This is a genomic window from Robiginitalea rubriflava, from assembly GCF_052540725.1.
This window is the reverse complement of record NZ_CP199309.1, coordinates 1,103,772-1,119,327: the sequence shown is the minus strand read 5'-3', so window position 1 is coordinate 1,119,327 and position 15,556 is coordinate 1,103,772. Positions and strand designations below refer to the sequence as shown.

General features: G+C 47.8%; 12 protein-coding genes. 2 read left to right on the top strand and 10 right to left on the bottom strand.

The genetic code is table 11. The annotated features are described in order from the left end of the window. Position 1 precedes the first annotated feature (1 nt). The gene (locus ACT6NU_RS05165; protein WP_445383397.1) at positions 2-1,786 is read right to left on the bottom strand and encodes a 1-deoxy-D-xylulose-5-phosphate synthase; all 1,785 of its coding nucleotides are present in this window, start codon (positions 1,784-1,786) and stop codon (positions 2-4) included. A 75-nt stretch (positions 1,787-1,861) separates the two neighbouring features. Between ACT6NU_RS05165 and ACT6NU_RS05160 the strand changes: the two genes are divergently transcribed. Then, positions 1,862-2,311: a nucleoside deaminase gene (locus ACT6NU_RS05160; RefSeq protein WP_445383396.1), complete on the top strand. Its 450-nt coding sequence runs from the start codon at positions 1,862-1,864 to the stop codon at positions 2,309-2,311. 53 nt (positions 2,312-2,364) lie between these two features. Here the strand turns inward: ACT6NU_RS05160 and ACT6NU_RS05155 are convergent, their stop codons facing one another. The 8 genes from ACT6NU_RS05155 to ACT6NU_RS05120 form a co-directional block, all read right to left on the bottom strand. Beyond that, entirely contained in the window at positions 2,365-2,559 is a 195-nt protein-coding gene (locus tag ACT6NU_RS05155) for a cold-shock protein (RefSeq protein WP_445383395.1), read from the bottom strand. A 90-nt stretch (positions 2,560-2,649) separates the two neighbouring features. After that, positions 2,650-2,910: a hypothetical protein gene (locus ACT6NU_RS05150; RefSeq protein ID WP_445383394.1), complete on the bottom strand. Its 261-nt coding sequence runs from the start codon at positions 2,908-2,910 to the stop codon at positions 2,650-2,652. A gap of 1 nt (position 2,911) precedes the next feature. Then, on the bottom strand, positions 2,912-4,696 hold the full coding sequence (locus tag ACT6NU_RS05145; protein ID WP_445383393.1) for a chloride channel protein: 1,785 nt from the start codon (positions 4,694-4,696) through the stop codon (positions 2,912-2,914). A 59-nt stretch (positions 4,697-4,755) separates the two neighbouring features. Further along, entirely contained in the window at positions 4,756-6,507 is a 1,752-nt protein-coding gene (aspS, locus tag ACT6NU_RS05140) for an aspartate--tRNA ligase (RefSeq protein WP_445383392.1), read from the bottom strand. 101 nt (positions 6,508-6,608) lie between these two features. After that, positions 6,609-10,115 carry an efflux RND transporter permease subunit gene (locus tag ACT6NU_RS05135; protein WP_445383391.1) on the bottom strand — a complete coding sequence of 1,169 codons (3,507 nt, stop codon included), beginning with the start codon at positions 10,113-10,115 and terminating at the stop codon, positions 6,609-6,611. After that, positions 10,112-11,290, bottom strand: a complete 1,179-nt coding sequence (locus tag ACT6NU_RS05130; protein WP_445383390.1) for an efflux RND transporter periplasmic adaptor subunit — start codon at positions 11,288-11,290, stop codon at positions 10,112-10,114. Before ACT6NU_RS05130 ends, ACT6NU_RS05135 begins: the two co-directional genes overlap by 4 nt. Positions 11,291-11,309: 19 nt before the next feature. Next, on the bottom strand, positions 11,310-12,665 hold the full coding sequence (locus ACT6NU_RS05125; protein ID WP_445383389.1) for a TolC family protein: 1,356 nt from the start codon (positions 12,663-12,665) through the stop codon (positions 11,310-11,312). Further along, positions 12,666-13,271, bottom strand: coding sequence for a TetR/AcrR family transcriptional regulator (locus ACT6NU_RS05120; protein WP_445383388.1), 606 nt, complete (start codon positions 13,269-13,271; stop codon positions 12,666-12,668). It lies immediately after the preceding gene. 126 nt (positions 13,272-13,397) lie between these two features. Between ACT6NU_RS05120 and ACT6NU_RS05115 the strand changes: the two genes are divergently transcribed. Further along, positions 13,398-14,390, top strand: coding sequence for a polyprenyl synthetase family protein (locus tag ACT6NU_RS05115; RefSeq protein ID WP_445383387.1), 993 nt, complete (start codon positions 13,398-13,400; stop codon positions 14,388-14,390). Here ACT6NU_RS05115 and ACT6NU_RS05110 read toward each other — a convergent pair. After that, positions 14,374-15,525 (bottom strand): lycopene cyclase family protein, encoded by a 1,152-nt coding sequence (locus ACT6NU_RS05110; RefSeq protein ID WP_445383386.1) that lies wholly within the window; start codon positions 15,523-15,525, stop codon positions 14,374-14,376. The genes ACT6NU_RS05115 and ACT6NU_RS05110 overlap by 17 nt on opposite strands. Between the last annotated feature and the right edge of the window lie 31 nt (positions 15,526-15,556).

Genomic DNA, 15,556 nt, shown 5'->3' with positions numbered 1-15,556 from the left:
TTTAAAACGACTGATTTTCACTGAGGAGTTCATTTAACAATCGGAGCAGGGAACCTGGGTCTGCCCCAATATCGTTATTTAATTCTTCTGTAGTCCCATGCGAAATAAATTCATCGGGAATACCAACCCTGTATAGTTTAACTTGTTTATCCATTTTTCCGATAAGACCGGCAATCAAACTCCCGAAACCGCCCCTGAGTACCCCGTCTTCCACAGTCAGGATTTGGCTGTGTCCGGCAATTATCGTTTCCAGCATCTTTTGATCCAGGGGTTTGATAAAGGGAAAATCGTAATGGCTTATTGCTTCAGGCTCCGTTGTTTTGGGAATTACGGACGCAATGGTTGTTCCCGGGGTACCCGTGCTGAGCACAGCTATTTTGGTTCCTTTTTTTAATTCCCGGGCCCTGCCCCATTCAATTTCCTGAAAAGGCTGCTCCCATTCGGGGTCCTGGCTGTATCCCCTCGGATAGCGGATGGCCACCGGACCTTCCCTGCGATTTTGTACGGTGTACAGCATATTTCTCAGCGTACGGGCATCCATTGGCGACATCAGGGTCATGTTTGGAATACAACTCAGGTAGGCTATATCGAAAACACCATGATGCGTAGCGCCGTCCCGGCCTACCAGCCCGGCACGGTCCAGACAAAAAATTACGGGCAGGTTCTGAAGGGCAACGTCGTGAATGAGCTGGTCATACCCCCTTTGCAGAAAAGTGGAATAGATAGCCAGGTAGGGAACCATCCCTTCGGCTGCCAAACCGGCTGCCAGGGTTACGGCGTGTTGTTCAGCTATACCCACATCAAAAGCCCGGTCCGGGAAAGCCTCCATAAAATACTTCAGGGAACTGCCGGTGGGCATGGCCGGGGTTATGCCGACAATTTTTTCGTTTTTGGCAGCCAGGTCCCTCAGGGTCAACCCAAAGACATCCTGGAATTTTGGGCCCAAAGCCGGGTCTTTTTCCCTTTGCAGGAGGTCTCCGCTCATTTTGTCAAACCTGCCCGGGGCGTGGTAGGTAACCTGTTCTTCTTCCGCCTTCTTTAGTCCTTTTCCCTTGGTGGTAATCAGGTGCAGGAGTTTAGGCCCCTTTATTTTTTTTAGTTCGGACAATTTTTGAATCAGGAGCGGCAGGTCGTGGCCGTCAAGCGGTCCGTCGTACTTAAAATTCAAACATTCGAAGAGGTTTTCTTCTTTGGCTGTTCCGGTTTTTACATTCGTAAGATATTTTTTTAGGGCACCTACGCTGGGGTCTATCCCAATGGCGTTGTCATTGAGGATGACCAGTATATCCGTATCGCTTACTCCTGCATGGTTCAGGGCTTCAAAAGCCATCCCGCTGGCAATGGAGGCATCGCCTATCACGGCAATGTGCTGCCGGTCTGAGTGCCCTTTAAGCCGGGCTGCGATTGCCATGCCCAGCAGGGCGGAAATGGAGGTGGAAGAATGGCCGGTCCCGAAGGCATCGTAAGGACTTTCCGAACGGGAGGGGAAACCGCTCAGCCCGTCCTTTTGCCGATTGGTATGGAAGCGCTGCTTTCGCCCCGTCAGGATTTTATGTCCATACGCCTGGTGGCCGACATCCCAAATCAAACGATCTTCCGGGGTATTGAAAACGTAGTGCAGGGCCAGGGTGAGCTCAACTACTCCAAGGCTGGCCCCTAAATGTCCTTCTTTTACGGAAACAACATCGATGATAAACTCCCGCAGTTCGGCAGCCAGCTGCGGCAATTCACTTTCCGGACAGTTCCTGAGGTCCTCAGGGCTATTGATCTTCTGGAGCAGTTTCATGTCCGGGCAAAGGTACTGTAATTTCCCATTTTCGGGAATGCTTTCGGATACGGGAGAAATTGTATTTTTGAAGCCATGGAATTTATATTGGACGATCGTTATTTCATGCAAAAGGCCCTGCAGGAGGCCGAAGTAGCCTTTGAAAAGGGGGAAGTTCCTGTGGGTGCGGTTATTACGGTAAACGACCGCATCATTGCCAGGGCGCATAACCTCACCGAGCAATTGCACGATGTAACCGCCCATGCTGAAATGCAGGCCATAACAGCAGCCGCTAATTTTCTGGGTGGAAAGTACCTCCACAATTGCAGTTTATATGTGACCCTTGAGCCCTGCCAGATGTGTGCCGGGGCCTTGTACTGGAGTCAGATTTCCAGAATAGTATTTGCGGCCTATGACCCGCAGCGCGGGTTCTCCACCATGGGGGGTAAAATCCACCCCAAAACAGAACTAAAGGGAGGGGTTCTGGAAGAGGAAGCCTCCGATATTCTTAAGCGTTTCTTTATACAGAAGCGGAATTTGAACTAAAAAAAACACCGTACAGTTGTACGGTGTCCAAAATCCTTCAAAATAAAATAAGTTTATCCGATCACCTGCACATCTGCAGCGACCATTCCCTTGCGCCCTTCCGTTTCTGAATATTCTACTTTGTCACCCTGATTCAATTGCAAGCCGTTTAGGGCAGTGGCATGAACAAAGATGTCTCTTCCTGTGTCGTCATTGGTAATGAATCCATAACCTTTGGACTCATTGTAAAATTTAACTGTTCCGGTCATTTAGGTAAAAATTAATGAAATAAATACTCTTACTAATTTAACCGAAATTTTTCAGAAGCGGGAGGGCAGTGGTGTAAAAATCCTCAAAAATTATTGATTTTGAGATGTTTTGCCATTACGGTTGCGCATTTTTTTAAGGTTTTCGTCCGTAAGCATATAGTCTTTCATTTTTTTGCCCCGGCTCTCACTCCAGAGGAAGATGGGCATGGCAACCAAAAACAGGCCAATTACCCCGAAGCCAATATATTTATTGGCCATTACACTGTCTGCATCCAGGGAAAAACCATAGGCGATACTGCCCAGGGAAGCCAGTACAATCAATAAAACCAGATATCGTATTGTTTTGCGCATCTTATCGCGTAAAGTTAATCAACTTTCTGCGGTAGGCCGTAAGCAGTTTGGACTTGGAAACAAAGCCCAGGTACTGGCCATTATGGATCACCGGCAGGTTCCATGCCCCGCTATCCTGAAACTTTTTCATTACCCTTTGCATATTATCCTGTTCGTAGAAGATGTATTCGGGTGGATTCTGCATAAAAGAGGCCACTTTTATTTTGTCGTACATACTTATGTCAAACATAAATTCCCGGATATCGTCTAACAAGACAATGCCCTCAAGCCGCCCTTCTTCAGAAACCACTGGAAAGATATTGCGGGCCGATTTGGCTACCGCCTGGTGCAACATCTCCCCAAGGGTCATCTGCTGACGCAGTTTTTTAAAATCGGTTTCCAGCACCTGGTCCAGTTCCATAAGGGTGAGGACCGTCTGGTCCTTGTTATGTGTAATAAGGGCGCCAATAGCTGCCAGTTCTCGTGTATAAATGGTGTGGGCCATTGTGTTTTTGGTGATCAGATAAGACATGGCCGCAGTAATCATCAGGGGTACAAACAGCTCGTACCCGCCGGTGATCTCGGCAATCAGGAAGATAGCTGTCAGCGGGGCGTGTAACACTCCTGCAATGAGTCCTGCCATGCCAATTAGGGTAAAATTGGATTCACTGACGGAAATACCCAGCCCCAGGTTATTCAATACCTTGGCAAAGACGTTGCCGAGGGCACTTCCCATTACCATGGTTGGGATAAAAATCCCCCCGGCCCCTCCGGCGGCAAAAGTGGTGGTCATGGCTATGGCTTTGAAGAGGGTAATACCAAATAACAGGCCGATCACCACCCAGATATTGTCGATATACGCATCAAATGGAGTGGCTCCCAGTGCTTTCAGGTGATCCCCCTCCAGGAGGTTATTGATAAAACCAAACCCCTCCCCATATAACGGAGGGATAAAATAAAGCATGATCCCTATGGCCAGCCCCCCAACCAGTAATTTGTATTTAGGGCTGCGCAGTTTTTTAAAAACAGACATGATCCCGAAGTACATTTTTGTAAAGTAGATGGAGGCGACGGCTGTTCCCATCCCCAGTAGAATATAGAAGAAACTGTCGGTTACCTGAAAGGAGTCTGTAAGTGCAAAAGTGAACAGCTTCTCATCCCCCAGAAAAAAATAGGAGGTAAGTACCCCTGAGATGGAAGCCAGTAAAAGTGGGAGCATAGACAGCATGGTCAGGTCCAGGCTAAAAACTTCCACGGCAAAGATAATAGCGGCAATGGGGGCCTGAAAGATGGATGCAATCGCTCCTGCCGAGGCACAGGCAATCAAAAGCGTCCGGTTTTTCGAACCGATATGCAACATCCTGGATACATTGGAACTGATGGCGGCCCCGGTTGCAACTGCAGGCCCAAGTAACCCCACAGATCCTCCGAAACCCACGGTAAGTGGGGCAGTTACCAACGGGGCAATGATTTTTTTGGCTTCAATGATCCCTTTTTTTCTGGAGAGGGAATACAGTATGGATGAGATGGCGTGTTCCAGTTTTTCCCTGTGCACGTATTTTACATAAAGATAGACCAGGGTAAGGCCCACCACCGGAAGGATAAAATAGAGTTCATTGCTGAGAAACAAGACACCTTTATCCAGCAGGGATTCTATAAAATAAGTACTGTTCTTTAAGGTAACCGAAGCCAGGCCTGCCAGAAAGCCTACAACCACGCTCATTAATTGCGTAAAGCTCTTATGGGAAATATGCTTATAGCGCCACTTAAGGAATTTTGTAAGCAAGGTCTGTGCTTGTGTAGCCATGTCCCGTTATGATCAACCTAAAGGTAGAAAATTGGATCGGATGTAAGGAAGCCTTCTGCCTATTTCTCCTTTAAGCTGAGATGTAACTCATCCAGCTGGGCCGGGTCTATAGGGGATGGGGCATCTATCATTATATCCCGCCCACTGTTATTTTTAGGAAAGGCTATAAAATCCCGGATGGACTCCTGCCCACCCAAAATGGCCACTAAACGGTCCAGCCCAAAGGCAATCCCGCCATGCGGAGGAGCACCGTATTGAAAAGCATCCATCAGAAAGCCAAACTGTTCCCGTGCTTCTTCAGGGCTGAAACCCAGGTGACGGAACATGACTTCCTGAGTGGGCCTGTCGTAAATTCGGATAGAACCCCCTCCAATTTCGTTCCCGTTTAATACCAGGTCATAGGCATTGGCCCGGACGGCTGCCGGATCTGTATCCAACAAATCTAACTGGCCGGGTTTTGGGGAGGTAAAGGGGTGGTGCATGGCGTGGTAGCGCCCACTTTCCTCATCGAACTCCAGCAATGGAAAATCAACCACCCATAAAGGGGCAAATTCTTTGGGGTTTCGCAATCCCAGACGCTGGGCCAATTCCATCCGCAGCATGCTGAGCTGTGTTCGGGTGGTATGGGTTTCCCCGGAAAGGATACAGATCAGGTCTCCTTTTTGGGCCCCGGTAGCCTCTGCCCATTTTTCCAGGTCTTCTGGCGTATAAAATTTATCTACAGAAGACTTGAATGTCCCGTCTTCATTGCATTTTACATAAACCATTCCTTTGGCACCCACCTGTGGCCGCTTCACCCAGTCTATAAGGGCATCAATTTCTTTTCTGCTGTAGGATGCCGCCCCGGGAACCGCAATTCCCACCACCAGTTCGGCAGTATTGAATACCTGGAAATCCCGGTGCTGGCTTAGCGCATTGAGCTCGCCAAAAGCCATTCCAAACCGGATATCCGGCTTGTCAGAACCATAGGTTTTCATGGCCTCATCGTAGGTCATACGTGGAAATTGCGCCACTTCCACCCCGTTGATTTCCTTAATCAGGTGACGGGTAAGCCCCTCGAAGGTATTCAGGATATCTTCCTGCTCCACAAAAGCCATTTCGCAGTCTATCTGCGTGAATTCCGGCTGGCGGTCGGCCCTGAGGTCCTCATCCCTGAAACATTTTACGATCTGGAAATACTTGTCCAGGCCACCAACCATCAAAAGTTGCTTAAAGGTTTGTGGAGATTGTGGCAGGGCGTAAAATTCACCCTCATTCATGCGGCTGGGTACTACAAAATCGCGGGCCCCTTCAGGGGTCGATTTGATCAGATAGGGAGTCTCCACTTCTATAAACCCTTCTGATGACAAGTACTTGCGTACCTCCATACTGACCCTGGACCTGAAAATGAGCTTTTCCTTTACCGGGTTTCTCCGGATGTCCAGATAGCGGTATTTCATGCGCAATTCTTCTCCGCCGTCGGTCTGGTCCTCAATTGTAAAGGGAGGGGTCAGGGAGGGGTTCAGGACTTTGAGCGCTGTTACCAGCACTTCTATATTTCCGGTGGGCATTTTGGGGTTTTTGGAAGCCCGTTCAATTACGCTGCCCTTAATTTCCAAAACAAATTCACGGCCGCATTCCCGTGCCTGATCCAGCAAGGCTGACGGGCTCCGCTCCTGATCAAATACCAGCTGGGTAATCCCGTACCGGTCCCTTAAATCAATCCATATAACAAAACCCTTGTCCCTTACCTTTTGTACCCATCCGGCAAGGGTAACGTTTTGTCCAATATTTGCTTCGTTGAGTTCCCCACAGGTATGCGATCTGTACATAACTTCAAATTAAGGCCGTAAAGGTACAATGGAAAGGGGGAAGCTCACAACATTTGTTCTAAACTTCCCCCTTTTTTAGGTGCCTGGTCCTGCTGCAACAATCAGGCAGCCTTTTCCAGGACCGACGGCTTTTCTTCCCTGCTTTTTCGTTTCCCCTTAATTGCAATTTTGATGCGGTAGGTGATGTTGAACAATACCGGAACGATGATAAGCGTAAGGAAGGTAGATACCAGCAATCCGAAAATAACGGTCCACGCCAGGGGTCCCCAGAAAATTACGTTATCCCCTCCAATATAAATATTGGGGTCAAAATTGGTAAAAAGGGAAAAGAAGTCGATGTTCAGACCAATGGCCAGGGGGATTAAGCCCAGCACCGTAGTAATAGCCGTAAGTAATACGGGCCGTAACCTTGCCTTTCCACCTTTTATGATGGCTTCGGTAACTTCGGGGAGGGTCAGTAATTCATTATCCGGGATGCCCAGGGCAACCTTCTTTCGGTCTATCAGGATTTGGGTATAGTCCAACAGAACCACCCCATTGTTTACAACTATCCCCGCCAGGGCAATGATTCCCATCATGGTCATCATTATCACGAAGGGCCATCCTGTAAGCATCAGCCCGCCAAATACCCCAATAAAACTCAGGAAGATGGCAGTCATAATAATAGTCGGCTTGGAGATACCCCCAAACTGGAAGACCAGGATAAGCATGATCAGCCCCAGACCGGAGAAAAAGGCTCCCATCAGGAATTGCATCTGTTTGTTTTGCTCTTCTATTTGCCCGGTAAAATCAATGGAAACCCCGGAAGGCAAACCGGTAAACGTATCCATCTCTTCCTGAATCTGGGAAACGATGGCACCTGCATCCGTAAACCCGGGTTCCAGCCCGGAATAAACCGTTACCACCCGTTTGGCATCGCGGTGCTTGATGGCACTAAAGGAAGAGGTATTCCTTTTATAGGCCACGGCCGATACCGGCACCTCCTTGATGCGGCCATTGTAGGGGTCCCTGAAGATGATATTCTGGTTAAAAAGGGCCGAGGTATTGTAGCGGAGGTCTTCATTAAAACGCACGTTGATATCGTAGTCTTCCCCGTCTTTTTTGTAAATCCCGGCCTTGTCTCCAAAGAGGGAACGACGCAGCTGTTGCCCCACCTGACCAACACCTACCCCCAATTCTCCTGCTTTTTCACGGTCTACAACCACTTCCATGGAAGGTTTCCCTTTGTTTACGTCTATCTTCAGTTCCTCTATCCCGGCAATGTTCTTGCTGTTGATAAAAGCCCGCATCCGCTCGGCAACATTGATGAGCGTATCGTAATTCTGCCCTTCCAGCTCTATATTGATCGGGTAACCGGCCGGAGGGCCTACCGCATCTTTTTCAACGGAGATGGCTACGCCAGGATAAATACCGGTAAGGCCATCCTGTATTTCCTTTCGGAGCTGCTCGCTGTCTTTCCCACCCCGGTATTTGAATTCCGGCATGGAAATGGTAATCTTCCCGCGATGGGGCATTTCTGCAGCCGAACCACCCTCCGTAAAAGGGTTTTCAGCGCCTTTCCCTACCTGGGATACAGCCGATTGCACTAGCAAGTTCTCACCATCCCTGATATATTCCGGACTCCTGGCAATCTGGTAGACCCTTTTTTCAATGGCCTTGGTAATCTCGTTGGTTTTCTCAATGGCGGTTCCCTGGGGGTACTCTATGTAGACAATGATCTGGTTGGGGGTATTGTCCGGGAAGAATTCCACCTTGGTCCGGCCACTGCCAAGTGAGGCCCCGAAACTGATAAAGGCTGCTATCAGGATCAGCACGGTAATTCCGAAGAACCAGTAAACATTTTTCCCCTTAAGGGCATGCTTCAGGCGACGCTCGTAGAAATTTTCCAGCTTTCGCAGCGTTCGTCTCTGGAAATTGTTTGCAACCTTTTTTATGGCGTATTTATAGATCCAGAACAAGCCTGCCGTTACAATCATCAGAGAACCCAAACCACGAACGGTTCCTCCAAAAATCAGGATAAAGGTCCCCAGTCCTCCAAGGATCAGGGTCAATCGGATTAATTGCGTTCGTGTAAGTTCTTTCTCCTCGGTTTCCATCAGGGTGGAGACTAGCATGGAATTCATAAAAATGGCCACAAACAATGAAGATCCCAAAACAACGGAAAGCGTTATAGGGAAGAAAATCATGAATTCCCCCATGATCCCAGGCCACAATCCCAATGGGACAAAGGCTGCGACGGTTGTGGCGGTTGATATAATGATGGGTACCGCAATTTCCCCTATTCCTTTTTTGGCTGCCTCAATCCGGCTCATGCCTTCCTCTTCCATGAGGCGGTATACGTTTTCGACAACCACCACCCCGTTATCCACCAGCATTCCCAGCCCCATGATCAGCCCGAAGAGGATCATGGTGTTCAGGGTATATCCCAGGGCCGAAAGGATCATAAAGGACATAAACATGGACATGGGGATCGCAAAGCCAACAAAAAGGGCGTTGCGGAAACCAAGGAAAAACATCAGGACGGTTACCACCAGGATAATCCCGAAAATAATGTTGTTTACCAGGTCGTCTACCTGATTCAGCGTTTTGCTGGAAGAGTCGTTGGAAATGGAAATGTTCAAATCTGCCGGAAAGTAATTCTCCTTCGAATCAGCGATAATTTCGCGGATCTTTTCTGCAGCGGTAATGGCGTTTTTTCCCGAACGCTTTTTCACATCCAGCATTACTACGCTTTCTCCCATTTCACGGGCATAGGTGGTCTTGTCTTCTTCTTCAAAGGAAACCGTCGCAATATCCTTCAGATAGACCGCATCGCCGTTCTCTGATTTGACCACGAAATTTTCAAGCTCCGAAGGCTGCTGGATCTCCCCCAGTATTCGGACCGTCCTTCTTTGCCCGCTATTGATGAGGTTCCCGGCAGACATGGTCATATTGCCGTTTTGTATAGCTCCCAGTACATCATCAAAACTTACCCGGGCTGCCATCATTTTATAGATATCTACAGCCACTTCCACTTCTTTTTCCTGAGCGCCGCGAATGTCTACCTCTTTAATTTCGTCCAGGTCCTCAATTGCATCTTCCAGGTACTCCCCAAATTCCTTTAGTTTATCTACAGGATAATCCCCGGTTAAGTTTACATTCATTATCGGGAAGGACTCCGATAGCTTCAGGTCAAAAACGTTTGGTTCTACCTTGGCCCCGTTAAAAATAGGCCAGTCTTCCCCGGATTTTTCCCCATCCACCTCGTCTTTCACCTTTGTTTTGGCATCCTGGACGGAAATGTCCTCGTCAAACTCCACTACGATCATGGAATAATCTTCCTGGGAGGTAGAGGTCAGTTCCACAAGGTTGCTCACGTTTTTTAAGCGGTCTTCCAGCGGATCGGTAATCAGTCGTTCAATATCCTCAGCGGTGTTCCCCGGGTAAACCGTGCTGATGTAAATCTTGGTTTCCTCTACTTCCGGAAAGTCTTCCCTGGGCATGGAGAAATAAGATGACAGGCCTATAAACAAGAAGATACCTATCATAACATAAATCACCGAAGGGTTGTCTATTGCCCAGGATGAAAGCCGGAATTCCTTATCGGCATTTTTTCGCTGTCTGCTCATAGCTTTTCAATTAGTTGGATTTCCTGACCTTCGCGTACTCTTCGTGCGCCTTCATCAATTATATGGTCTCCCGCCTGTAATCCACTGAGGACCTCTACCCAATCTCCCTGTATCAGCCCGGTGGTGATGATTCTTTTTTCGGCAGTAGCCATTGAGTTTGATCCCATCATGGTTGCGACATAAACGTATTGTTGCCCCTCTGCGTTTTCTGAGATCACTGAAGGCGGGATCAGCAGGGCCTCCGGATTGCTGTAATCGTTGATATTGACCCGGGCAGTCAGGTTCGGTTTTATTTTTCCTTCTGCATTGGGGACCGGTACTTCAACACTGAAAGACCGGTTGTCCGGGTTGATGTAGTTCCCGGTTTGCCGTACCTTGGTTGTAATACTGTCTCCGAGCACCGGCAGGAAAATTATCACTTCCTTTCCGGGCCGGACCCCTGCCAGATGGCTTTCCGGAACGGCTACTTCCACATACATCTCTGCGAGGTTTACAATCCGGAAAACAGGCATTCCCGCTGCCGGGTTTACAGTACTGCCCTCTTCCTGCATGATATCGTCTACAATCCCACTGAAGGGAGCTCTTATGGCCGATTTCGCCAGCTGCGCCTGAGCCTGGTTTACGGCATTCAGGGTAGCCTCGTAATTGGTTTTAGCCTGCAGGTACTGGATTTCAGAACCAATTTTCTGTTCCCACAGCCTTTTTTGACGCTCATAGGTGGTTTCCGCCAGGGCAGCCTGAGTCCGAAGTTGTTCCAGGCCACTGGCCAAACCACCATCGTCTATGCGCCCCAGGAGTTGCCCCTTTTTAACAGCGTCGCCTTCCTTCACATAAACCTTCTCCAGCGTACCGGGCATTTCCGGGAAAAGCAGGATATTCTGTTTGGTCTGAACGTCTCCCTGTAATTCCAGGTAATGATTAAAAGGCCTGGGCTGAACTTCCAATGTGGTTACCAGGGTAATATTGTCATTGCTTTCACGGGAATCGATTACAGAATCCATCCTTCGGATAGCACCCAATAATTCTTTTTGCTGTTCATTAAGCTCTTGCCGTCTTTGCTTGATTTGCTCCAGATTACCTAAACTGATCAGCTCGTCTACTGACTGATTGCCACCCCCGCCACAAGCGGTGAGGAGTATTAAGCTTATTGTAATAGAATAGAATGATTTCTTCATGGTTGTGCTAATGTGATTTTTAGTATTGGATAAGGCCTTCCGGATTCAGGATGGTCTCAAGAGCTGTTTTTTTGTTGATTACATCTATCATGGCCTGCAGGTATTCCTGTTGAGCCGTATATAACTGGGTTTGCGCCTGCCTGAGTTCGAAGCTGCTGGCAATCCCTTCGGAGTATTTGATTTCGTTTTTGGTTTCAATACGCTCGGCCAGGCTGAGGTTTTTCTTGCTGGTTTGATAGCTGTCTATCGCCAGAGTGAATTCACTTTTGGCCTGTTCCAGCTGTAGATTGATTTTCTGGCGCGTCTCTTCCAACTGCGTTTTGGCTTTCTCCATTGCAATTTTGGCCCTTTGCGTACTGGCGCTCCTTCCCATGGAACTGAAAATAGGAATAGACAGGTCAAACCCAAGGATGGAAGATTCAAAACTCTGGGTGCTGCTGTCGAAATAACTGAACGGATCGTCAAAACCGGTCCTGCCGTAATTGATAAAGGCATTCAAGGTTGGCAAGGCACGGCTCCGGGCAAGTTTCCATTCGTAGTAGCGTTGCTGATTCAGGTTTTGGACGAGCTTGAAATCAACGTTATTTTCTATGTCAAAGGATGTATCCAGCAAATCTGGCCTGGATTCCTGGGCTACCAGTTCATCCAGGTCCTGGCTGAGTTCCGTGGGGTGCGCCAGGGGCAGACCCATAACGATATTGAGCATCTGAAGGGTAATTTCTTCAAGGCGTTCATTGCTGCGCAAGACATTTTGCAGGTTCCCCAGGGTAATTTCCAGCTGCTCTACACTTTCTTCCTCCCCAAGGCCGTTTTCGTATAACTTCCGGGTTTCATAAAGGTTTTTTTCAACGGCTTCGATATTCTTTTTCAGGATTGCGACGCTTTCCTTTGCGAGCAATACATTGCCATAGGATTCAACAACCTCCTTCAAAACCATCTGATCCGTTTTTTCCTTGTTGTTTTTACTGTAGCTCAGGAAGGCTTTGGTTGCCTGTACCCCTACAATATAAGACCCGTCAAATATCTGTTGCTTCAGGGTGGCGGTAGCCGAGGTTTGTCGGGGAGGGCCGAAAACCACCGGAACAAAAGTGCCGGGTTCCCCATCCGGAAAAAATTCTCCCGGGATCAGGGAAACGGGCTGTTTAATCTGGTCCTGATAACTGACCAGGCCGCTAATCTGAGGTAATCCGGAAGCAATGGTCTCCCATTTCTGTTTTTGAGCGTCAACCAGGTCCCGACTTGCATTTATAGAACTGTAATTGTGCTCCAGGGCGTATTTGACCGCCTCCTCAAGGCTGAATTGTGTAGGGATGTCCTGTGCGGTTCCTATTTGCAAACCAGCCAGCAGTATTATACCCAATCTTAGGATTCGCATTTATTCTTGATTAGAGTTGATGATATTATTTAGTATTTTTCTTCCCTCTGGTGTTACAATTCCCCTCAGGTGATATTCCAGATAATCATCCATCAATGCAGCAGAGGGAAAGGATTCCGGTGGAAAAAGGGTATGATCCTTTATGCTGCTGACCCCCGTAAAATAGATTCGGGCAACAAAGTCAACATTCAGGTTCTGACGGTATATTCCCTGTGCAACACCTCTTTTGAGGTTGGAAACAACACAATCCTGCATTATTTCAAATTGTTTTTTTCTGAGAGACTTATGAATGATCGGATAGTACTTCTGCAATTGGTACTGCGGGGAGGATTTTTCATCCTTAAGGCGGAGCATCACAAATTTTTTGATGTCGTAAAGTTCTTCGATGGGGTTTTTCTGCAGGTTGCAAATGCAGTCAATCCCCTCCGAAATCGTATTGAAAAGATTCAGGGTGCAGTGTTCAACCAGATCGGTCTTGTTGCTGAAATGGGAATAGATGGTCTTTTTGGATATCCCCATTTCGTGAGCGAGGTCATCCATGGTGACACTTTTGAACCCCAGGCTGAGGAACATTTCCGTTGCTTTGTCTAAAATCTGGTTTTTCATCAGTGTGCAAAAGTATAGCAGGAAACTTTTAATACAAAAAAAGTTTCCTAAGTTTTACGATTTTTTAACAAATACATTTTGATTTCATAAAATTTATCGCTGGCCTTGTAAATCGCCGGAGCTTATATGTACATTTACCTCATGACAGAATCGCTGAAAACCTATAGACTGGCTTTCGATGCCTATATGGATAGTGCCATGCAGTTTGGGGAACCCAGAGAATTGTACAACCCCATATCCTATATACTCGGCCTTGGCGGGAAACGGATACGGCCTATACTGGTCTTACTCGCAGCGGACCTTTATGGCAACCACTCCGGGAAAGCCCTGCCGGCAGCTGCAGCTGTTGAGGTGTTCCATAATTTTTCGCTGATTCACGACGATATCATGGACCAGGCTCCCATCCGCAGGGGGCAACCTACTGTACACAAACGATGGAACACAAACACGGCGATTTTATCGGGTGATGCCATGCTTGTAAAAGCTTATCAACAGCTACAGGCCTTTGAATCTTCCCTCTTTAAACCCCTTGTGGAGATCTTTTCCAAAACGGCCCTGGAAGTATGCGAAGGACAGCAATACGATATGGATTTTGAAAACCGGGAAGATGTAACCATTCCGGAATACCTGCACATGATTGAGTACAAGACAGCCGTTTTAGTCGGATGCGCCCTTAAAATGGGGGCCATGGTTGCCGGAGCCGGGACAACTGACCAGGAAGCCCTTTATGCCTACGGGCTCTATCTGGGGCTGGCCTTCCAGCTACAGGATGACTATCTGGATGTTTTCGGGAATCCGGAGAATTTTGGAAAACAAGTGGGCGGAGACATCATCGAAAATAAAAAGACCTACCTCTATTTGAGGGCCAGGGAATTGGGTTCACAGGAAGTAGCCAGGGAATTACAGGACCTGTACTCCATTCAGCCCCGGAACCCGGCATCAAAAATTAAAAGGGTGTCCGAACTGTTTGATACCACAGGGGCCAAAGGGGACACGCGCAACAAAATTGAGGAATATACCCAGCAGGCCTTCAAACAGCTCGAATTGCTCAATATTCCCCAGGCCAAACGGGAACAACTGCACGAATTCGGAAATTGGCTGCTTAAAAGAGATTATTAACCAGGGCATGCCAGAAGGCGCCGATAAACATTTTTTTAGGGGAAGAATTGATAATCCTGAAATCTTCAGACAGGGAGGTCTGTTCATGCAGAAAGCGCAGGATTATTTCCGGTTCCAAGCTTTTAAAAAGCGCTGAAAAAACTTCACTCCCCCTGTTATTGTTCCTGGCCAGCACGTTTAAAAGCAACATATCGTAATACCAGAACTTATTTTTGGAAGCCATCTGTAATTTCGATCCGTTTTTCAGGGCTTTCACCAGTTTTTGGGCTTTTTGGGAACTGTTCCAGAAGGTATAGCCGGTACTTGCTTTGGCCCAGCCCCCTGCAATCCCGATATGGATTATATGCTCACTGTCTGCAGCTGTAAAATGATTGGAGGTCATCGGGATGCTTCCGCGCTCCGTGTCTACTATTTCATACTCTTCGCAATCCAGGTCATTCTTTATGTAATCCCTGAGGGCTTTTTCGTATTCTGAAGTTTCTAAAAGGTCTTCTGAAAACAGGGTGTATTCCACAATCGCCTCCGATTCACTAAAAGGCAGGATATACATAAATCTGGTATTCCCGCTCTGAGAGATGCTAAAATCCATAAAAGTGGCTGCCTGTGCATCAAAAACGGGGCTTTTGGTTTTTAAGTGCCACCCCAGAAAATGCTGCTTGAGTACTGGATAGGGTTTCATAAGGGGTTCCAGCGGTTGGAAAAGGACACTGCTGAATACCAGATTTGCCCTGAATCGGTTGGTTTGTGTAACAACTTCAGCCCCATCCCCACTTTCCTGTATCTCCAGCACAGCATCCTTTATAAGTTCTATATTGGGATAGGAAGCGATTCGGGCATAATACGCCTTGTAGAAGGCATCTCCCCGTAGCATCTTGTAGCTGAAATCCCCCAACGGTAGTTTTTTTTCAAAATCAGGACCTTTAAAGCGCAGGTAATCCCACTGGCGGAAGAGGATATCGTCAAAAGGCCCGGGCCCGTCTTCCCAAAAACACCAGGTGCGGTCATTACTCGTTTTGGATCCCTTTTCAATCAGGGCAATCCGTTTCTCCCGGAAATACGGATCGCAGCCCAGTGCATCTGCGAGCAGGAGCCCCGAAGCCCCGCCACCTACAATTATAAAGTCAAATCTTTCCATGTATACCGGGCAAGCCTGGCTAAAATACGAA